General features: G+C 42.8%; 18 protein-coding genes. 14 read left to right on the forward strand and 4 right to left on the reverse strand.

Annotated features, from left to right (window positions below):
• Positions 1–4: 4 nt before the first annotated feature.
• Positions 5–1603, reverse strand: a complete 1599-nt coding sequence (locus L3V77_RS03025) for an isocitrate lyase (RefSeq protein ID WP_275135668.1) — start codon at positions 1601–1603, stop codon at positions 5–7.
• 135 nt (positions 1604–1738) lie between these two features.
• Here L3V77_RS03025 and L3V77_RS03030 point away from each other — a divergent pair, with 135 nt between their 5' ends.
• Positions 1739–2695: a LysR family transcriptional regulator gene (locus L3V77_RS03030; RefSeq protein ID WP_275135669.1), complete on the forward strand. Its 957-nt coding sequence runs from the start codon at positions 1739–1741 to the stop codon at positions 2693–2695.
• A 118-nt stretch (positions 2696–2813) separates the two neighbouring features.
• Positions 2814–4979: a malate synthase G gene (locus L3V77_RS03035; protein ID WP_275135670.1), complete on the forward strand. Its 2166-nt coding sequence runs from the start codon at positions 2814–2816 to the stop codon at positions 4977–4979.
• Between the two features lie 208 nt (positions 4980–5187).
• On the opposite strand, the gene L3V77_RS03040 is transcribed toward L3V77_RS03035, so the two are convergent.
• Positions 5188–5667 carry a CBS domain-containing protein gene (locus L3V77_RS03040; RefSeq protein WP_275135671.1) on the reverse strand — a complete coding sequence of 160 codons (480 nt, stop codon included), beginning with the start codon at positions 5665–5667 and terminating at the stop codon, positions 5188–5190.
• 272 nt (positions 5668–5939) lie between these two features.
• Between L3V77_RS03040 and queA the strand changes: the two genes are divergently transcribed.
• The 6 genes from queA (at position 5940) to L3V77_RS03070 (ending at position 12362) form a co-directional block, all read left to right on the forward strand.
• Positions 5940–6989, forward strand: a complete 1050-nt coding sequence (queA, locus tag L3V77_RS03045; protein WP_275135672.1) for a tRNA preQ1(34) S-adenosylmethionine ribosyltransferase-isomerase QueA — start codon at positions 5940–5942, stop codon at positions 6987–6989.
• 78 nt (positions 6990–7067) lie between these two features.
• Positions 7068–8192, forward strand: coding sequence for a tRNA guanosine(34) transglycosylase Tgt (gene tgt / locus L3V77_RS03050; RefSeq protein WP_275135673.1), 1125 nt, complete (start codon positions 7068–7070; stop codon positions 8190–8192).
• 165 nt (positions 8193–8357) lie between these two features.
• Positions 8358–8693: a preprotein translocase subunit YajC gene (yajC, locus tag L3V77_RS03055; protein WP_195702334.1), complete on the forward strand. Its 336-nt coding sequence runs from the start codon at positions 8358–8360 to the stop codon at positions 8691–8693.
• A 21-nt stretch (positions 8694–8714) separates the two neighbouring features.
• Positions 8715–10571 carry a protein translocase subunit SecD gene (gene secD, locus L3V77_RS03060; RefSeq protein WP_275135674.1) on the forward strand — a complete coding sequence of 619 codons (1857 nt, stop codon included), beginning with the start codon at positions 8715–8717 and terminating at the stop codon, positions 10569–10571.
• Between the two features lie 9 nt (positions 10572–10580).
• Positions 10581–11528, forward strand: coding sequence for a protein translocase subunit SecF (gene secF / locus L3V77_RS03065; protein WP_275135675.1), 948 nt, complete (start codon positions 10581–10583; stop codon positions 11526–11528).
• A 336-nt stretch (positions 11529–11864) separates the two neighbouring features.
• Positions 11865–12362 carry an HTH domain-containing protein gene (locus L3V77_RS03070; protein ID WP_275135676.1) on the forward strand — a complete coding sequence of 166 codons (498 nt, stop codon included), beginning with the start codon at positions 11865–11867 and terminating at the stop codon, positions 12360–12362.
• Here the strand turns inward: L3V77_RS03070 and L3V77_RS03075 are convergent.
• Positions 12340–13107 (reverse strand): N-acetyltransferase, encoded by a 768-nt coding sequence (locus L3V77_RS03075; protein WP_275135677.1) that lies wholly within the window; start codon positions 13105–13107, stop codon positions 12340–12342. The two genes, L3V77_RS03070 and L3V77_RS03075, sit on opposite strands and share 23 nt — an antisense overlap.
• A 442-nt stretch (positions 13108–13549) precedes the next feature.
• Positions 13550–14353, reverse strand: coding sequence for an inositol-1-monophosphatase (gene suhB / locus L3V77_RS03080; RefSeq protein WP_275135678.1), 804 nt, complete (start codon positions 14351–14353; stop codon positions 13550–13552).
• A 272-nt stretch (positions 14354–14625) separates the two neighbouring features.
• Here suhB and trmJ point away from each other — a divergent pair, with 272 nt between their 5' ends.
• From trmJ to hscB, 6 genes are all read left to right on the forward strand, one after another.
• Positions 14626–15354 carry a tRNA (cytosine(32)/uridine(32)-2'-O)-methyltransferase TrmJ gene (gene trmJ, locus L3V77_RS03085; RefSeq protein ID WP_275135679.1) on the forward strand — a complete coding sequence of 243 codons (729 nt, stop codon included), beginning with the start codon at positions 14626–14628 and terminating at the stop codon, positions 15352–15354.
• A gap of 111 nt (positions 15355–15465) precedes the next feature.
• Positions 15466–15975 (forward strand): Fe-S cluster assembly transcriptional regulator IscR, encoded by a 510-nt coding sequence (iscR, locus tag L3V77_RS03090; protein ID WP_195702341.1) that lies wholly within the window; start codon positions 15466–15468, stop codon positions 15973–15975.
• A gap of 27 nt (positions 15976–16002) precedes the next feature.
• Entirely contained in the window at positions 16003–17217 is a 1215-nt protein-coding gene (locus L3V77_RS03095; RefSeq protein ID WP_195702342.1) for an IscS subfamily cysteine desulfurase, read from the forward strand.
• Between the two features lie 33 nt (positions 17218–17250).
• Positions 17251–17631: a Fe-S cluster assembly scaffold IscU gene (iscU, locus tag L3V77_RS03100; protein WP_195702343.1), complete on the forward strand. Its 381-nt coding sequence runs from the start codon at positions 17251–17253 to the stop codon at positions 17629–17631.
• Positions 17632–17734: 103 nt separating this feature from the next.
• Positions 17735–18058, forward strand: a complete 324-nt coding sequence (gene iscA / locus L3V77_RS03105) for an iron-sulfur cluster assembly protein IscA (RefSeq protein WP_195702344.1) — start codon at positions 17735–17737, stop codon at positions 18056–18058.
• A 47-nt stretch (positions 18059–18105) separates the two neighbouring features.
• Positions 18106–18609: a co-chaperone HscB gene (gene hscB, locus L3V77_RS03110; RefSeq protein WP_275135680.1), complete on the forward strand. Its 504-nt coding sequence runs from the start codon at positions 18106–18108 to the stop codon at positions 18607–18609.
• Positions 18610–18661: the final 52 nt, after the last annotated feature.

Genomic DNA, 18661 nt, shown 5'->3' on the forward strand with positions numbered 1-18661 from the left:
GGGGTTAGTTAAACTGGTTAGAAGTGTTCAAAGCACCACCGGCTTTAAGTGCATTTTCACCAGCGAAGTACTCTTTGTGATCATCACCCAAATCAGAGCCTGACATGTTTTGATGTTTAACACAGGCGATACCTTGGCGGATCTCTTTACGTTGTACGCCTTTAACGTAACCCAACATTCCTTGGTCACCAAAGTACTCTTTGGCTAGGTTGTCGGTAGACAACGCCGCGGTATGGTAGGTTGGTAGGGTAATCAAATGGTGGAAGATACCTGCATCGCGAGATGCATCAGCTTGGAAAGAACGGATCTTATCATCGGCACGAATAGATAATTCCGTTTCATCGTATTCAACACTCATCAAGCTGTCTCTATGGTAAGCAGAGACATCTTCTCCTGCTTCTACCATGGCATCATAGGCCTGTTGACGGAAATTAAGCGTCCAGTTGAAAGAAGGCGAGTTGTTATAAACAAGCTTAGCATTAGGGTGAACCGCGCGAACACCGTCCATCATCTCTTTGATCTGGCCGATGTGTGGTTTCTCTGTTTCAATCCACAGAAGATCAGCCCCTGCGTTAATCGCTTCGATACAGTCAAACACACAGCGATCTTCACCCGTTCCAGAGCGGAATTGATACAAACCTGAAGGAAGGCGCTTAGGACGAAGCAGTTTGCCATCACGATTAAAGCAAACATCGCCTTCAGCCATCTCTGCAACATCGATCTCTTCAGCATCTAAATATGAGTTATATACGTCACCTTGGTCACCGGGCTCTTTAACCACGGCGATTTCTTTCGTAAGACCAGCACCTTGTGAGTCGGTACGGGCGACAATAATTCCGTTATCAATACCTAGCTCTAAGAATGCATAACGGAGTGCACGAAGTTTTGCATGGAAGTCAGCATGAGGAACCGTCACCTTGCCATCTTGGTGACCGCACTGTTTTTCGTCCGCTACTTGGTTTTCTATTTGTAAGCAACAAGCACCGGCTTCGATCATCTGTTTAGCCATCAGGTATGTGGCTTCAGCGTTACCAAATCCTGCATCAATATCAGCAATAATCGGAACAACGTGGGTAACATGGTTATCGATTTGATCTTGAATTGATGCTTGTGCTGCCGTATCACCAGATTCACGGGCATTGTCTAAAGCGCGGAATAACCCGCCCAGCTCTCTCGCATCGGCTTGGCGTAAAAATGTGTACAGCTCTTCAACTAGGCCAGCCACCGAGGTTTTTTCATGCATCGATTGGTCAGGCAGAGGGCCAAAATCAGAACGAAGTGCAGCAACCATCCAACCGGAAAGGTAAAGGTAGCGTCCATCTGTCTTTCCACCAAAATGTTTCTTAACAGAAATCATTTTTTGTTGGCCGATAAAACCGTGCCAGCAACCTAATGACTGAGTGTAGTTGGAGTGATCATCATCATAAGCGGCCATATCAGCACGCATAATGTTTGCAGTATATTGGGCGATATCTAAACCCGTTTTAAATTTGTTTTGAGCACGCATACGAGCGGCAGATTCTGGACTAATTGCATCCCACGGGGCACCAGCTGCATTTTTAGCAGCTCCGATTGTGTCAATGTCTTTATTTATTTGTGACATAGGTATTCCTCGTTCCATGAAGTTGAGATGTAGACCAAAAAACTGGTCGATTGCTAGCGGTTAGGCATGGACAAAGTTTAACCATTCATGTGATGATTTAGCTAATTTATAGCTATTATATTCGGTATTTATTATATGAATGTGGCCAGAATCGATCTCAACTTATTGGTATATTTAGATGTTCTGCTTCGAGAGCGAAATGTTACTCGTTCTGCAAGTCAACTTGGTATCACACAACCAGCAATGAGCAATGGACTTAAACGTCTGCGTGACCTATTTGGTGATCCATTATTGATAAGAACAAGCGAAGGAATGGTGCCAACGGAACGTGCTCAGAAGCTACAGCCAATTATCAGGAATGTTTTAGCGAACGTTGAAAAGGCGGTGCAGCCGACAGCCGATTTTTGCTCTGAAGATAGCGATCGGTTGTTTCGTATTATGGCGAGTGATTATACTGAGTCGACTCTGATTCGAGCGCTATTGAAGCGATTAGGTACCGTCGCGCCCAAAGTTCGTTTGGATATTATGACACCAAGTGACGTGAGCTACCAAGATGTGGAACAGGGTACAGTAGACATTGTAATTAACCGTTTCGACCATATTCCACAATCGTTCCATCAGACCAATATCTGGCATGACACCTTCTCCTGCCTATTCAGTTGTGATAATCCAGCAGCAAAACAATTTGATTTAGATGTTTATCTTCAAGCGCAACATGTGTGGATCAGCAAGACAGGAATGGGGACGGGAGTAGGAGTGAATCCTAGCGATTCTCAAAAGTTAGGTTGGGTGGACGCTGAATTAGTTCGTTTAGGGAAAACGCGCAATATTACGGTATTTACTCGGCACTATTTAGCGGCCGTTCTCCTAGCGGAAGAGACCAACCTGATTGTAACTATTCCAACCAAAGCCGCCCAGTTACAGATGAATAATCCTAAGTTGATGATTAAGCCAGTTCCATTCCCTGTAGCACCGTTTGAACTAAAGATGGCATGGAGTCCATTGTTGCAAAGTAATCCCGGTCATCAGTGGATGCGTCGTCTTATTAAGGACGTAGCCAGTGAGTTGGAAAGTGGCATTACTGCTCAATAAATAGACATACTTATATTCATGTAAAAAATACCGAATATAAAAACTATAAATTATCTAAATTATCATCCTCTCTCTAGTATAAAATACATACTATAATCGGTAAAACTAGAGAGATATTATGAGCAATCGCATTCAACAGGGCGGCTTACAGATTGATAGCACCCTCTACGCATTAGTAAATCAACACATTATTCCTGGTACCGATCTTAATGCCGATGATTTTTGGCAATCGTTTGAAGCGATTCTTGATGACCTTGCGCCTAAAAATAGAGCGTTACTGGCTAAGCGAGAAGATCTACAACGTCGTATTAACGAGTGGCACAAAGCGCGTTCAGATAAGGCGTTAGATCCTATTGAATATAAACATTTTCTACAAAAAATTGGTTACCTCGTTGTAGAAGGTGAAGATTTCCAAGTGTTGACAAGTAACGTTGAACCAGAAATTGCCACACAGGCAGGTCCGCAGCTCGTTGTGCCGATTATGAATGCGCGCTTTGCTTTAAACGCGGCTAACTCTCGTTGGGGGAGCCTGTATGATGCTCTTTACGGTACCGATGTTATTAGTGAAGAAAGCGGAGCTGAAAAAGGCACGCAATTTAACCCAGTTCGTGGTGCTAAGGTTGTCACATACGCTCGAGATTTTTTAGATAGTGCGATCCCTTTAAATGGGGCATCACATCACGATGCCATTTGTTATACGATTAGCAATACGCTGAATGCCACTTTGAGCAACGGCGAGCAAGTCACGTTGATGGACAGCGCACAACTGATCGGTTATCAGGGCGATAGCACTGCGCCGACGGCCATCCTACTCAAGCATAATAATCTGCATCTAGAGATTCAAATCGACCCAACAACACCTATTGGTCAGTTAGATTCAGCAGGCGTAAAAGATGTTGTTATTGAATCGGCTTTGACCACCATTATGGATTGCGAAGATTCTGTCGCCGCGGTTGATGGGGAAGATAAAGCCTTAGCCTATCAAAACTGGCTTGGCTTAATGAAAGGCGATTTGCAAGAATCATTCGATAAAAATGGTAAGACTGTCGTGCGAAAAATGAGCGCAGATCGCTACTACACTAATATGCACGGGGGTGAAATCTCGTTGAAAGGCCGCAGTATGCTGTTTATACGCAATGTTGGTCACTTAATGACAAGCCCTGCGATACTGGATTCCGCAGGTAACGAGGTACCAGAGGGCATTATGGATGGCATGATCACCTCACTGATAGCCATGCACGATTTAATAGGCAATAGCCCATTTCAAAACTCAACAGCAAACAGTATTAACATCGTTAAACCTAAGATGCATGGCCCCGAAGAAGTGGCGTTTACCACGGAGCTGTTTGGCCGTATTGAAGAGGCTCTGGGTTTAGATCGTAATACGATTAAGGTTGGAATTATGGATGAGGAACGTCGTACATCCGTTAACCTGAAAGAGTGCATCCGCGCAGCGAAAGAGCGTGTGGTCTTTATTAATACTGGCTTTTTGGATCGAACCGGTGATGAAATACATACCAGTATGGAAGCTGGACCATTTGCACCAAAAGTTCAGTTAAAAAGCATGACTTGGATCGGGGCGTATGAAGACCAAAATGTGGATATAGGTTTAGCGTGCGGTCTTAAGGGCAAGGCTCAGATAGGTAAAGGCATGTGGCCAGAGCCAGATAATATGGCCAAAATGATGGGCGCCAAGATTGGTCATCCTCAAGCGGGTGCGAACACAGCGTGGGTACCTTCTCCAACGGCCGCAACATTGCATGCCTTGCATTATCATCAGGTGAATGTGCCTAGTCGCCAAGAGGAGTTACGCCATCGTACGCAAGCGAGTGTTGATGATATTTTAACGATTCCGCTACTGGGGGACCAAAAGCTGACCGCGGACGATATTCAAAAAGAGTTGGATAACAATACCCAAGGTATATTAGGTTATGTGGTTCGCTGGATAGACCAAGGTGTCGGGTGTTCTAAAGTACCGGATATCAATGACGTCGGCTTAATGGAAGACCGCGCAACATTGCGAATATCTAGCCAACATATTGCTAATTGGTTGCATCATGGAATATGCAGCAAAGAGCAAGTGATGGAAACCATGAAGAGAATGGCGGGTATCGTTGACCAGCAAAACGCGGGTGACGGCAATTACATTAATATGTCGCCCAATTTTGATGGGAATATTGCCTTTGCAGCAGCGTGCGAACTTGTCTTCGAAGGATGTGCACAGCCAAGTGGGTATACGGAACCGGTATTGCACGCAATGCGCTTAAAGCTTAAAGCGCGATAGTTTCACTGTTTTAGAGATGAGTCTCGTCATATTTTATTCAATGACGTCATTTCTTTGAAGAGGTGATGCTGTTCGGTTAAAACAAGCACCTCAAACTTCCTATCATTCCAGTGAAAAGGTTCTTTTTACTAAATGATAGGTGTTAAGCCGCACAACGGCAGACATTATTTGTATTGTATAAATGATGTCTGTTGTCACTTTCTCAAGCTCAAAACTCGTTGTTATATTTTTCTGTTTCTAATTCTGTAAATTCATCGTCATTTGGTTCTATCTCTTCTTGTAATTCAAGAAGGTGAATGGCAATGGTTACAAAATCACTATCAGTAATAATACCGACTAGTTCCTGATTAAAAACAACGGGTAAACAACCGACTTTGTGCTTTTGCATATAAACCGCACTTTCTTTTAAGCCAGCATGAGGATCAACACTCATTACGTTTCTGCGCATTGCAATATCTAAAGGGGTAGTCAAGGTATGAGACTGGTCTTCAGGTATCTTTTGTAGGCTAGACTCTTGTGCCGCCAATACATCCCTTTGGGTGACAACGCCAAGCAACCTATTTTCGGTATCCACTACGGGAATATGGCGAATATCGTGTTCTTCCATTAGATGTTTTGCATCTGATAATGAATGGGACCGCAAAAGCGTGTGAGGGTTGCGAGTCATCATGTCTTCAATTTTGATCATCTCGACCTCCAAAGGGGGCGTTATAAAGTGAACGAATAGACTTAACTATAGGAGGGTTTATAGGAATTAACTGAGAGCCAAAGCAGTATTCTTAGCCTCAGTTACAAACTTTTACAAAACAACAATTGATGATATTTTAAGGAGATAGAAGCGGGATGAATGGGTGATGAGTATTTGTCCACTTTATTGCTAGCAGACCTTGCTATTAATGGTATGCCCCCTATACTACGCTCCTGCAAATTTATTCGTTAAATAGAGTTAAAGACAACACAATGCAAGTTTCTGATTTCAGCTTTGAGCTGCCCAATGAACTGATTGCTCGCTATCCTATGGCAGAGCGTACAGCAAGCCGATTGCTTCAACTTAACGGCATTTCTGGTGAGGTAACGGATCGTACATTTACAGATGTCCTCGATCTCGTTGAAGAAGGCGATTTGTTAGTTTTTAACAATACGCGCGTCATACCCGCTCGACTTTTTGGCCGTAAGGCTAGCGGCGGGAAGATAGAAGTACTCGTTGAACGTATGATCGATGAGCATTCAATCTTGGCACATGTGCGCTCGTCTAAGTCGCCAAAACCAGGAACCGAACTATTTCTTGGTGAAAATGACCAATTCGAGGCGGAGATGGTTGCCCGTCATGGTGCGTTGTTTGAAATTCGATTTAAATCGGATAAAGCGGTATTAGAGATATTGAACGAAGTGGGTCATATGCCACTTCCTCCTTATATTGATCGTCCAGACGACGATGCAGACAAAGAGCGCTATCAGACGGTTTACAATGAAATACCAGGAGCCGTTGCTGCGCCAACTGCTGGGTTGCATTTTGATGATGACCTGCTAGAAAAAATTCAAGCTAAAGGTGTTGAATTCGCCTTTGTGACATTACATGTTGGTGCGGGCACATTCCAGCCTGTAAAGGTTGATAATATTCTCGATCATCATATGCATGCAGAATATGTCGAAGTTTCTCAACAAGTCGTTGATGCCGTTAATGCAACGAAAGCCCGTGGTGGTCGAGTGATTGCGGTGGGTACCACATCGGTACGCTCTCTAGAAAGCGCGGCACAAAGTGCTGTTAAAAATGGGACAGAATTGGTTCCGTTTTTCGATGACACAGAGATCTTTATCTATCCTGGTTACCAGTATCAGTTGATTGATTGTCTTATCACGAATTTCCACTTACCTGAGTCGACATTGATCATGTTAGTGAGTGCGTTTTCAGGATATGACAATGTAATGGCCGCCTACGAGCATGCCGTGAATGAAAAATATCGCTTCTTTAGCTACGGCGATGCGATGTTTATCAATAAAAAGATCTAATTTTTACTCCTAACAGTAACGTTACTGTTAGGGAGCGACACATAAGTCAGACTGTTTCTCTGGCACATCGGAGGTTTCGTGAAATACGAACTAATTAAAAAACAGGGCAATGCCCGTCGTGGTCAACTTCAATTTGAACGTGGTACGGTTGAAACACCTGCGTTTATGCCTGTAGGTACTTATGGTACGGTTAAAGGCATGACACCTGAAGAAGTGAAAGGTACGGGTGCAGAAATTCTATTGGGTAACACCTTCCACCTTTGGTTACGTCCGGGTCAGGAAGTAATGAAAATGCATGGTGATCTGCATGATTTCATGAATTGGCATGGCCCAATTCTCACTGACTCAGGCGGTTTCCAAGTATTTAGCCTTGGTGATATCCGTAAGATTACCGAAGAAGGTGTGCATTTCCGTAACCCTGTGAACGGCGATAAGATCTTTATGGATGCTGAAAAGTCTATGGAGATTCAAAAAGACTTAGGCTCTGATATCGTGATGATATTCGATGAGTGTACGCCATACCCAGCGACCCACGATGAAGCCAAAAAATCGATGGAGATGTCACTTCGTTGGGCGCAACGTAGCCGTGATCACTTCGATAAGCAGGAAAACCCGAATTCATTATTCGGTATTGTGCAAGGTGGTGTATTTGAAGACCTGCGTGATGTTTCTGTAAAAGGCTTAACCGAGATTGGCTTTGATGGCTATGCGGTGGGTGGTTTGGCTGTTGGTGAGCCTAAAGCAGATATGCATCGTGTGCTTGAGCATACATGTCCTCAGCTTCCTGAAGATAAGCCCCGTTATCTGATGGGAGTGGGTAAACCAGAAGACTTGGTTGAAGGTGTTCGTCGCGGTATCGACATGTTTGATTGTGTTATGCCCACTCGAAATGCCCGAAATGGCCACCTATTTGTTACTGGTGGTGTGATCAAGATCCGTAATGCGAAACATAAAACGGATACAGGATCACTAGATTCAGAATGTGACTGTTACACTTGTCAGAATTATTCGAAGTCGTATTTGCATCATCTTGATCGTTGTAACGAAATCTTAGGTGCAAGACTGAATACTATCCATAATTTGCGTTATTATCAGCGACTGATGGCAAGTATTCGTAAGGCGATTGACGAGGAGCGTTTCGAACAGTTCGTAGAAGAGTTCTACGCACGTCGAGACCGAGACGTACCGCCATTGAATAAATAAGAGCATTGATTAGACGGTTATTATGTGTCAGGGATGCAATTAAGGTCGCCAACACATAGAAATCGAACGACAATAGCTCAATATTTTGGAGTAGACCTTGAAATAAGGAAACTACTCCCCAATTTCTTATAGCAATTAAAACCTTAAAATAGAGGACGTTTTTGAATGAGTTTATTCATTTCTCAGGCTCACGCAGCAGCTGAAGGCGCGGCACCCGGTGGTGGTTTCGAGATGATAATCATGCTCGGCATGTTTGCAGCCATTTTTTACTTCATGATTTACCGCCCGCAATCTAAGCGTGCAAAAGAGCATAAAAACCTAATGTCAGCGATGGGCAAGGGTGATGAAGTGCTTACTAGTGGTGGTCTTGCTGGTAAGATTAGCAAAATCTCTGAAGACAATGATTATCTTGTGATTGCCCTAAATGACAACAATGAAGTAACGATTAAGAAAGATTACGTTACTGCAGTGCTGCCAAAGGGTACGCTCAAGTCTTTATAATTCAGCTAAAGGGTCCTTACTGTGCTGAACCGTTATCCTTTGTGGAAGTACCTGATGGTCGTGTTTGCCATTGCTATCAGTGCGCTATATGCCCTTCCAAATATCTACGGTGAAGATCCGGCTATTCAAATTACAGGGGCGCGTGGCGCCTCTGTTGATATGTCAACGCTGGATGCTGTCACTAAAACTCTTGATGAAAAGAGCTTATCAAATAAATCCATAGTATTAGAGAATGGATCGATTCTTGTTCGTTTTAACGACACAAATACTCAAATTAGTGCTCGCGATCTTGTTAGCGAATCACTAGGCGAAGATATTATTGTTGCGTTAAACCTTGCTCCAGCTACGCCTGACTGGCTTGATTCTATCGGTGCTACACCGATGAAACTTGGTTTGGATTTACGTGGTGGTGTTCACTTCCTAATGGAAGTGGATATGGATGCAGCTATGGTTAAATTAATCGAGCAGCAAGAGGAATCTTTCCGTACTGAACTACGTGAAGAAAAAATTCGTTATCGTGCTATTCGTAAGCAAGGTAAAGAAGCGGTAGAAGTCGTACTTCGTGACGCAGAGCAACTGGCTCAGGCAAAACAAGTTCTCTCTTCATTGCATGCGGATATGAGTTTTGTTGATTCTGAATCGAATGGCAATTTCTCTCTTACAGCCACATTTTTAGAAACACGCTTAGCAGAAGTTCGCAATTATGCCGTTGAGCAAAACATCACGATACTTCGTAATCGTGTAAATGAGCTTGGTGTATCTGAGCCGATTGTTCAACGCCAAGGCGCTAGTCGTATTGTTGTTGAATTACCGGGTGTGCAAGATACCGCACGCGCCAAAGAAATTCTTGGTGCAACTGCAACGCTTGAATTTCGTGAAGTGGACGATAAAGCTGATTTAGCAGCGGCGGCCAGTGGGCGTGCGCCTGCGGGTAGCGAGATTAAAACCGATCGCGATGGTCGTCCAGTTGTGCTTAAAAAGCGCATTATTCTTGGTGGTGAGAGTATTACAGACGCCAGTTCAAGCAATGATGAATATGGTCGTCCTCAAGTTAATATCTCACTTGATAGTGAAGGTGGCAGCAAAATGTCAGCATTCTCGAAAAAGAATGTCGGCAAGTTGATGGCAACCATATTTGCAGAGTATAAAGACAGTGGTCGCAAGAATGCTGAAGGCAAAGTTATTTTGTCTAAGCACGAAGAAGTTATTAACCAAGCGACGATTCAAACCGCTCTTGGTCGTAATTTCCGCATCACGGGTATCGACTCACAAGCAGAAGCACACAACCTAGCGTTGCTACTTCGCGCCGGTGCTTTGATTGCACCAATCTCTATCGTTGAAGAGCGTACCATTGGACCATCAATGGGTCAGCAAAACATAGATATGGGTATTCAGGCGTGTATCTGGGGTATGATCGCAGTAATGCTATTTACTCTGGTGTATTACCGTACGTTTGGTGTAATCGCTTGTATGGCATTGAATGCAAACTTGATTTTGATTATTGGTGTAATGTCGATGATACCGGGCGCGACGATGACGTTACCGGGTATTGCCGGTATCGTATTGACCGTTGGTATGGCGGTGGATGCGAACGTACTGATTTTTGAACGTATACGTGAAGAGCTACGGGATGGACGTAATCCGCAACAGGCGATTCATCAAGGCTATTCAAATGCATTAAGTACGATTGCCGATGCGAACATCACGACGTTAATTACTGCAATTATATTATTTGCAGTAGGTACTGGCGCGATAAAAGGTTTCGCAGTTACGCTCTCTATCGGTATCTTGACCTCAATGTTTACTGCCATTATTGGTACGCGCGCTGTCGTGAACCTTATGTATGGTGGCAAGCGCATTAAGAAATTGTCGATCTAAGGAAAAGTTATGTTTCAGATAATGAAATCAGACAAAATGATCGACTTTATGCGTTGGTCGAAAGTTGCATTTGTTTTATCAATCTTAATGATCGCGACATCAATCGGTGCGCTTTCAACTAAATGGTTGAATTGGGGCCTAGATTTTACAGGCGGTACATTAATCGAAGTCGGTTTTGAGCAACCTGCTAATCTAGAACAGATTCGCGGTGCGTTACAAGCTGAAGGTTTCGGTGATGCAACGGTTCAGAATTTTGGTTCTGCACGTGAGGTTTTGGTACGCCTTCGTCCTCGTGAAGATATGACGGGTGAAATGCTTGGTAACCAAATACTGGACACGATTAAGTTAGGTACTGGTGAGCAAGTAGAGATGCGCCGTATCGAGTTCGTAGGGCCTAATGTTGGCGATGAGCTAACCGAAGCGGGTGGTTTAGCCATTATTGCGTCGCTTATCTGTATTTTGCTTTATGTTTCTATGCGTTTTGAATGGCGACTTGCAGCCGGTGCGGTGTTAGCACTGACACATGATGTCATTATTACGCTAGGCATTTTCTCACTGCTAGAGATTGAAGTTGACCTAACCATTGTCGCTGCATTGTTGACGGTTGTGGGGTATTCGCTGAATGATACGATTGTTGTATTTGACCGAATACGTGAGAACTTCCGTAAGATGCGTAAGGGCGAATCGATTGAAGTGATGAACAACTCGATTACTCAAACACTGAGTCGTACTTTAATCACATCTGCAACCACGCTGTTTGTTGTTATCGCACTGTTTACACAGGGCGGGGCAATGATTCATGGCTTTGCACTCGCACTTCTATTAGGTATCACGGTTGGTACATACTCTTCAATCTATGTGGCTTCGGCGCTAGCATTGAAACTGGGTATTCAGCGTGAACACTTGATGCCAGCTCAAATTGAGAAAGAAGGTGCAGAATTTGACGAGATGCCATAACGGAAAATGTTGAGTGTCTTATTAAATTAAAAAAAACCGTAGCGAAAGCTACGGTTTTTTTATTTCTCTCTCAAAACTTATGTTTGGTTTACATTCCAATCTATAACATTAACGGCTCAGTAAACTTAACCACAATCCTTTATTCGGTATACCTATTCCACTAGATACGGGTCAGACAGAATGTGTCCGCACATGGATGTTTTGAGCGGTTCGCGGAATCGAGTTCAATTTGTTTACATCATCAATGTGATTGTTCTAATTCATCACTACAAATTTTTTGCTTTGTTTTGAATCGGTTAAGTTTCGATAATAAAAACACAAACTATCGGTGTAACATTGGGTCGTATAGAAAAACAATTTCAGATGGTTGAGATTATTCGCAGCAGGCGAGTAACAACGGCTTCTTACTTAGCTGAACGAATGAATGTATCCATCCGTACTATCTATCGCTATATCAATGATCTTTGTTTGTCTGGTATACCTATAGTGAGTGAAACGCGTGTCGGATATCGGCTCGATAAAAGTTTCGATATGCCACGCCTGATGTTTACAGAAGAAGAGCTGCTCGCTTTGTCTCTCGGTGCTAAATTGGTCCAGAAATGCTCAGATGAATACTTGAGTGATGCAGAAGAGACACAGACTCAGCGCGCTATACGTCCATTAGGCTTGGCTTTCTGGGGGAATGGATGGACGCTAGCAAGTTGGTGTGAAATACGTGAAGACTTTCGAGTTTTTCGATTGGATAGAATACACAATGCATGCTTAACAACACGTGCATTCTCAATTAATAATGAAATAAGCTTAGATGCCTTTATTCTTTGTCAGATGGAATAAATCTATCAAAACGGCTATCCATACACGCACTAATATCTGTGGTTATAAACCTACCATTATAGTAAAGGCTGAAAATAGTGGCGGGTGACGGACAGCTCTGAGCCATCTCTTGGGTTTCTAGTTTAATTACCTTAAGTGCGATTTCACGTTTATGGCAGCTCTCAACTAAAGAGTGAGTAACATGGTATTCGGAGTAGGGGCATCGGTTAGAATAATAGACAACACACCCTTCAACATCGACGTTGCTCTTTCTAACACAGTCTGAAAATTTAGGCATTTCATTGTTAGGTTCGAATGAGAGAGAAAGTAAAACGAAATTACATTCCGTTTTATCAGTGACTATGAAGCCCTGCTTAAGTAACCATTTAGTGTCGCTCATAAAATGATTTTTCTTTTTCCCAACGACAGTGACTAACCCTCGCATGTTTGCTTGCTTAGCGTCTTCTACTGCTTGCGCTAACAGCTGTTTTCCATGGCCATGATTCTTATATTTACCCGAGACCCAAAAGCAGCCAAGCGCTAAATAACCGGGTGCTTCAATGGGTAACCACGCATTTTCTGCAGGACCATACTCAATGAATACTTTCGCTCTTTCATTTAGGCGCCTAAATACATACCCATTATCAAACTCTCTTGATAACCAAGATTTTTTCGCTTCATAACTATCGCGGCATTTTTTATCAGAATAGGCACAGCAAATGTGTTCAGACTCAATAGTAGACTTAGACAGCGCAATGTAATTCATATGACTACTCACTTTAATTAAGAACTAAAAGACTAAGTGCGACGTCTTAGTAGAAGCTCACTCTCAACCCTTGAAATGTAATCGGACAACTGAGGATATTGTCGGACAACTTCTGTTAGCGGTGTCGGTATATCCTGAGAATTAATATTCTTAATTATGGCATAAGCAAATAAGTCAAAATAGCTTAATTTTTCTCCAAAAATAAATAAATGATACGTTAAATGAGCATTCAAAGCTTGGATATCTTTTTGACCCTCAAGTATGGATTCCATCAAATTCAGTGGTTGCTTGTTTTAATACAATCATAATCATTCCTTATGTCTTGTCATCATCTTACATAACAGCTACTGACGACAGTCTGTCAGTAGCTGTTATGTAATTATCTGAGCATAAAAAAAGCCCCCATCTTTCGATGAGGGCTGGATAGATTGAATTCTGGATTCTATTTTAGAATGGCGCTGTTACCGTTTTCACGGATATGCTTTAGAATATTCTTAGTACCGCGGGCACTTGATGCAACGACGTTACCAGATTCCATGTAATTTGTACCACCGGCGAAGTCAGTTAGGATAGCGCCAGCTTCACGAGCGATAAGTTCACCCGCCGCCATATCCCATGGTTTAAGACCAAGCTCAAAGAAACCGTCTACACGACCAGCCGCTACATAACATAAATCAAGCGCTGCTGAACCTGCACGACGGAAGTCAGAACACTCAGTAAATAGTGATGTCATGATTTTGAAATAAGCTTCAGAATGTTGTTTCTGCTTGAATGGAAAACCGGTTCCTAGAACAGTACCTTCTAGATCTTTAAGTTGTTTTACGCGAATACGTGAGTTATTTAGTTGTGCGCCAGAACCACGTTGAGCGGTGAAAAGCTCATTTAACATTGGGTCATAAACACAGGCAACTTCAGTTCTGCCATTCATGCGAACTGCAATTGAAACTGAGAATTGAGGGAAACCTTTTACAAAGTTAGTTGTGCCATCTAGTGGGTCAATGATCCATTGCACGCCTTTATCTTTGCCTTCGATTGTACCGGTTTCTTCTGCAAGGATGCAGTGATCAGGGTAGGCTGCTTTGATGATATCGATGATGATAACTTCAGCTTCTTTGTCTACGTTCGTTACGTAGTCATTACTACCTTTTAGTGTAGCTTCGATTTTTTCAGCATTTTCTAATGATTTGGCAATATGATTGCCAGCTTTTCGCGCAGCGCGAATAGCGATATTTAGCATAGGATGCATAAATTTATACCCAACAGATGTTAAAGAACAGAAAGCGGCCGCGAGTATAGCAGAGCTATCAAAAAATGGAAGTGGTTATTTTTTGCACTATGAAAGGTGGTGAAGAAGGGCATCGATAGATGGATACCAGAGTGGGTTTTAATTTGGCTTGTATACGGAATATTTAACCAATAATTTTCTGCTTATATTGAGCGAACAGTAGCACACTCAGTTCCCCGGAAACCCTAGCTGTGCTACCATTCTACGGTTTTTCAAATTGGGTAATTTTGAGCATGTTAGATAACGTTAAAGTAATACTCATAGGGACATCTCATCCCGGTAATATTGGTTCTGCCGCACGAGCAATGAAAGTCATGGGGCTAAGCCAACTTGTTTTGGTTAAACCTGAGTGTGAAGTCGATGCCCAAACTCGAGCATTAGCTGCAGGGGCGGCAGATATCGCTCAAAATGCAGTTATAGTCGATAGTTTAGAAGAAGCGGTAGCCGATTGTGGTTTGGTTGTTGGTTCTAGTGCACGTTCTCGTACATTAGAATGGCCAATGCTTGAACCAAGAGAGTGTGGTGAAAAATTTGCTATAGAAGGCGAAAATCACCCTGTTGCGCTGATTTTTGGTCGCGAACGCACCGGTCTCACAAATGAAGAGCTGCAGGCCTGTCACTATCATGTTTGCATTCCAGCGAATCCAGAATACAGTTCTTTGAACCTTGCTATGGCAGTACAGACGCTCTCCTATGAAGTGAGAGTTGCCCATCTTAATCGTCTACAAAGTGATTACCCGACGCGTGAAGAAGAGTATCCACGTCACAAAGAGTTAGAGATGTTCTATGAACACCTTGAAAAAGTGATAACGAGTACCCAGTTTATTGCTCAGGACAAACCAAATATGGTGATGACTAAACTGAGACGATTATTTAATCGCGCTCGACCAGAGTCTCAAGAAATCAACATTTTAAGAGGGATTTTAACCTCTGTTGAGAAGCAGTTACCAGGCAAAAAATAACCCTTTTCCTTGAAAGGTTAAATACTTGACTAATTTAGTCAAATAAATACTTGACCAATTTAGTCGGGTATGAAAAACTCTAACTATATTAGACATAGTAAAGAGTGTGATATGAGACTTACATCTAAAGGAAGATATGCAGTAACTGCAATGCTAGATGTTGCACTTAATTCCCAAGAGGGACCGGTGCCACTAGCCGATATATCTGAGCGCCAAGGTATTTCGCTCTCGTATTTGGAGCAATTATTTTCAAAACTGCGCAAGGCGGGTTTGGTGGCCAGCGTAAGAGGCCCAGGTGGTGGTTATCGCTTAGGTAGACAAGCGTTTGATATATCTATCGGCATTATTATTTCTGCCGTTGATGAGTCCGTTGACGCAACAAAATGCGGTGGAAAGAGTGGTTGCCAAGGTGGTACACGCTGTCTAACTCATACGCTCTGGCGGGATCTAAGTGATCGAATAAGTGATTTCTTAGACAACATCACGCTTGGTCAACTTATGACAGATAATGAAGTATTAGAGATCGCTGATCGCCAGGGAATTGAACTGGTGGTTAATAACGGGTATACACAAAAAACAAAAAGCACTGTCGAGCCCATCAGTGCAAATGTTCGCTCATAGCGGCAATTTTTTTCACTGGAGTAAAAAATGAAACTGCCTATTTATTTTGATTATTCAGCTACGTGCCCTGTTGACCCAAGAGTCGCAGAAAAAATGGTTCAGTGTATGACGATGGACGGTAATTTTGGTAACCCTGCATCGCGTTCACATCGTTACGGCTGGCAGGCAGAAGAAGCGGTAGACACCGCTCGTGAGCAAATCGCCGATCTTATCAATGCGGATCCACGTGAGATAGTTATCACATCCGGCGCAACAGAATCAGACAACCTTGCCATTAAAGGCGCTGCACATTTTTACGGTAAAAAAGGTAAGCATATTATTACCTGTAAAACTGAGCATAAAGCGGTTCTAGACCCTTGTCGTCAGTTGGAACGTGAAGGATTTGAAGTAACGTATCTTACGCCGGAAACAAACGGTCTTATCGACCTGAATAAATTACAAGACGCATTGCGTGAAGATACGGTTTTAGTCTCGTTCATGCATGTAAACAATGAAATTGGTGTCATTCAAGACATCAGCTCTATCGGCGAGTTATGTCGCGAGCGAAAAATTATATTCCACGTAGACGCTGCTCAGTCCGCGGGTAAATTACCTATTGATGTGCAAGAGATGAAAGTAGACCTTATCTCTTTCTCTGCTCATAAAGTTTACGGACCAAAAGGGATTGGCGCGTTATATGTTCGTCGCAAGCCCCGTATCCGTTTAGAAGCACAAATGCACGGTGGTGGTCATGAGCGCGGATTCCGTTCTGGTACTTTAGCCACTCATCAAATTGTTGGTATGGGCGAAGCGTTCCGTATCGCTAAAGAAGAGATGCAACAAGATTTCGACCATGGATTAGCGATGCGTGAAAGAATGCTTGCGGGCCTTGAAGGTATGGAAGCATTGACGATTAACGGTGACCTTGAGCAACGCTTACCAAATAATTTAAATATCAGCTTTGCTTTTGTTGAAGGTGAATCTCTGTTGATGGCACTGAAAGACCTTGCGGTATCTTCAGGCTCTGCTTGTACATCAGCGAGTCTAGAACCATCTTATGTTTTACGTGCTCTTGGTCTTGACGACGAATTGGCACACAGCTCGGTACGATTCTCTTTTGGTCGTTTTACGACAGAAGAAGAAATTGACTACGCGGTTCAACAAATTCGTGTTGCCGTCAGCAAGTTACGAGACATGTCTCCTCTATGGGATATGTATAAAGAAGGGGTTGATTTGAGCTCGGTAGAGTGGGCCCATCATTGATCTTAATGAAATAGAGGATTCGAGGAAAAAATTATGGCTTATAGTGAAAAAGTAATCGACCATTATGAAAACCCACGCAATGTAGGGTCTTTTGATAAAGAAGATCCAAGCGTAGGTAGTGGCATGGTAGGTGCACCAGCTTGTGGCGACGTGATGAAGCTACAGATTAAAGTGTCACCAGAAGGTATTATCGAAGATGCGAAATTCAAAACCTATGGTTGTGGTTCCGCTATTGCCTCTAGCTCATTAGTTACAGAGTGGGTTAAAGGCAAAAGTATCGATGAAGCGGCAGCGATCCAGAACTCAGAAATTGCAGAGGAACTGGAACTTCCACCCGTAAAAGTGCATTGTTCTATTCTTGCTGAAGATGCGATCAAAGCCGCGGTATCTGACTACAAAAAAAAGCATCAATAATAGCGATTGTTAACGGTAGCACCGTTAGCTAATTATTAGCATTAACTGGAAATAAGGGAGGATTTTCCTCCCTAGTACAAGAACGAAATTCTAAGGTTTAAGTATGGCCATCTCGATGACTGAAGCGGCAGCAAGCCGAGTACAAACATTTCTTGATAACCGAGGTTCAGGTATTGGATTGCGTCTTGGGGTGAAAACCACTGGATGCTCAGGAATGGCGTATGTGTTGGAGTTTGTTGACCAGTTAAACGAAGAAGATGAAGTGTTCGAAACGAACACGGTTAAGATTATCATTGATCCAAAAAGCTTGGTTTACCTTGATGGTACTGAACTAGATTTTGTGAAAGAAGGCTTAAATGAAGGCTTTCAGTTTAATAATCCGAACGTAAAAGATGAGTGTGGTTGTGGTGAAAGCTTTACCGTTTAACTGCTATTTCTAGTTCTCATCTCTCTAGCAAACTGGAACTTATCTTAATGACTCATTTTGAACTATTCGGGCTACCTATCCAATATGAATTGGATGGTAGCCTTCTTTCTTCTAAGTTTAGAGACTTACAGCGTCAATTTCATCCCGATAATTTTGCAATGGCTTCAGAAAGAGATCGTCTTCTGTCAGTGCAAAAAGCGGCGCAGATAAACGACGCGTATCAAGCGTTAAAGCAACCCATTACTCGTGCAGAATATATCCTAATGCTTAACGGCTTCGATATTAAGGGCGAGCAAAAAACATTGCAAGATCCTGTGTTTTTGATGGAGCAAATGGAGCTTCGCGAAGAGTTAGAAAATATTGCTTCTGAAGATGACCTGTTTGAGTTTGACAACAAGGTCAGCAAAATGTACAAACAAATCCTACTCGATGTTAAAAAAGAACTCGATGAATCCCTCTGGGAACAAGCGACCGATCGGGTACGTAAACTTAAATTTATTGTAAAACTTAAAAATGAAGTTGAGCGCGTTGAAGACAAACTCGTTGGTTAATCAACAGGTCAGATACGAAACTCAATTTTGTTGTAAAAATTAAGAATAAAAT

This window comes from Vibrio sp. DW001 (assembly GCF_029016285.1).
Taxonomy (GTDB): Bacteria; Pseudomonadota; Gammaproteobacteria; order Enterobacterales; family Vibrionaceae; genus Vibrio.

What these genes read in the sequence shown, in the direction of transcription:
- iscA (WP_195702344.1), top strand. Translation starts at nt 17,735, where the DNA reads ATGGCCATCTCGATGACTGAAGCGGCAGCAAGCCGAGTACAAACATTT.
- hscB (WP_275135680.1), top strand. Translation starts at nt 18,106, where the DNA reads ATGACTCATTTTGAACTATTCGGGCTACCTATCCAATATGAATTGGAT.
- L3V77_RS03095 (WP_195702342.1), top strand. Translation starts at nt 16,003, where the DNA reads ATGAAACTGCCTATTTATTTTGATTATTCAGCTACGTGCCCTGTTGAC.
- iscR (WP_195702341.1), top strand. Translation starts at nt 15,466, where the DNA reads ATGAGACTTACATCTAAAGGAAGATATGCAGTAACTGCAATGCTAGAT.
- L3V77_RS03040 (WP_275135671.1), bottom strand. Translation starts at nt 5,667, where the DNA reads ATGATCAAAATTGAAGACATGATGACTCGCAACCCTCACACGCTTTTG.
- L3V77_RS03030 (WP_275135669.1), top strand. Translation starts at nt 1,739, where the DNA reads ATGAATGTGGCCAGAATCGATCTCAACTTATTGGTATATTTAGATGTT.
- L3V77_RS03025 (WP_275135668.1), bottom strand. Translation starts at nt 1,603, where the DNA reads ATGTCACAAATAAATAAAGACATTGACACAATCGGAGCTGCTAAAAAT.
- L3V77_RS03075 (WP_275135677.1), bottom strand. Translation starts at nt 13,107, where the DNA reads ATGAATTACATTGCGCTGTCTAAGTCTACTATTGAGTCTGAACACATT.
- trmJ (WP_275135679.1), top strand. Translation starts at nt 14,626, where the DNA reads ATGTTAGATAACGTTAAAGTAATACTCATAGGGACATCTCATCCCGGT.
- L3V77_RS03035 (WP_275135670.1), top strand. Translation starts at nt 2,814, where the DNA reads ATGAGCAATCGCATTCAACAGGGCGGCTTACAGATTGATAGCACCCTC.
- secF (WP_275135675.1), top strand. Translation starts at nt 10,581, where the DNA reads ATGTTTCAGATAATGAAATCAGACAAAATGATCGACTTTATGCGTTGG.
- suhB (WP_275135678.1), bottom strand. Translation starts at nt 14,353, where the DNA reads ATGCATCCTATGCTAAATATCGCTATTCGCGCTGCGCGAAAAGCTGGC.
- yajC (WP_195702334.1), top strand. Translation starts at nt 8,358, where the DNA reads ATGAGTTTATTCATTTCTCAGGCTCACGCAGCAGCTGAAGGCGCGGCA.
- queA (WP_275135672.1), top strand. Translation starts at nt 5,940, where the DNA reads ATGCAAGTTTCTGATTTCAGCTTTGAGCTGCCCAATGAACTGATTGCT.
- iscU (WP_195702343.1), top strand. Translation starts at nt 17,251, where the DNA reads ATGGCTTATAGTGAAAAAGTAATCGACCATTATGAAAACCCACGCAAT.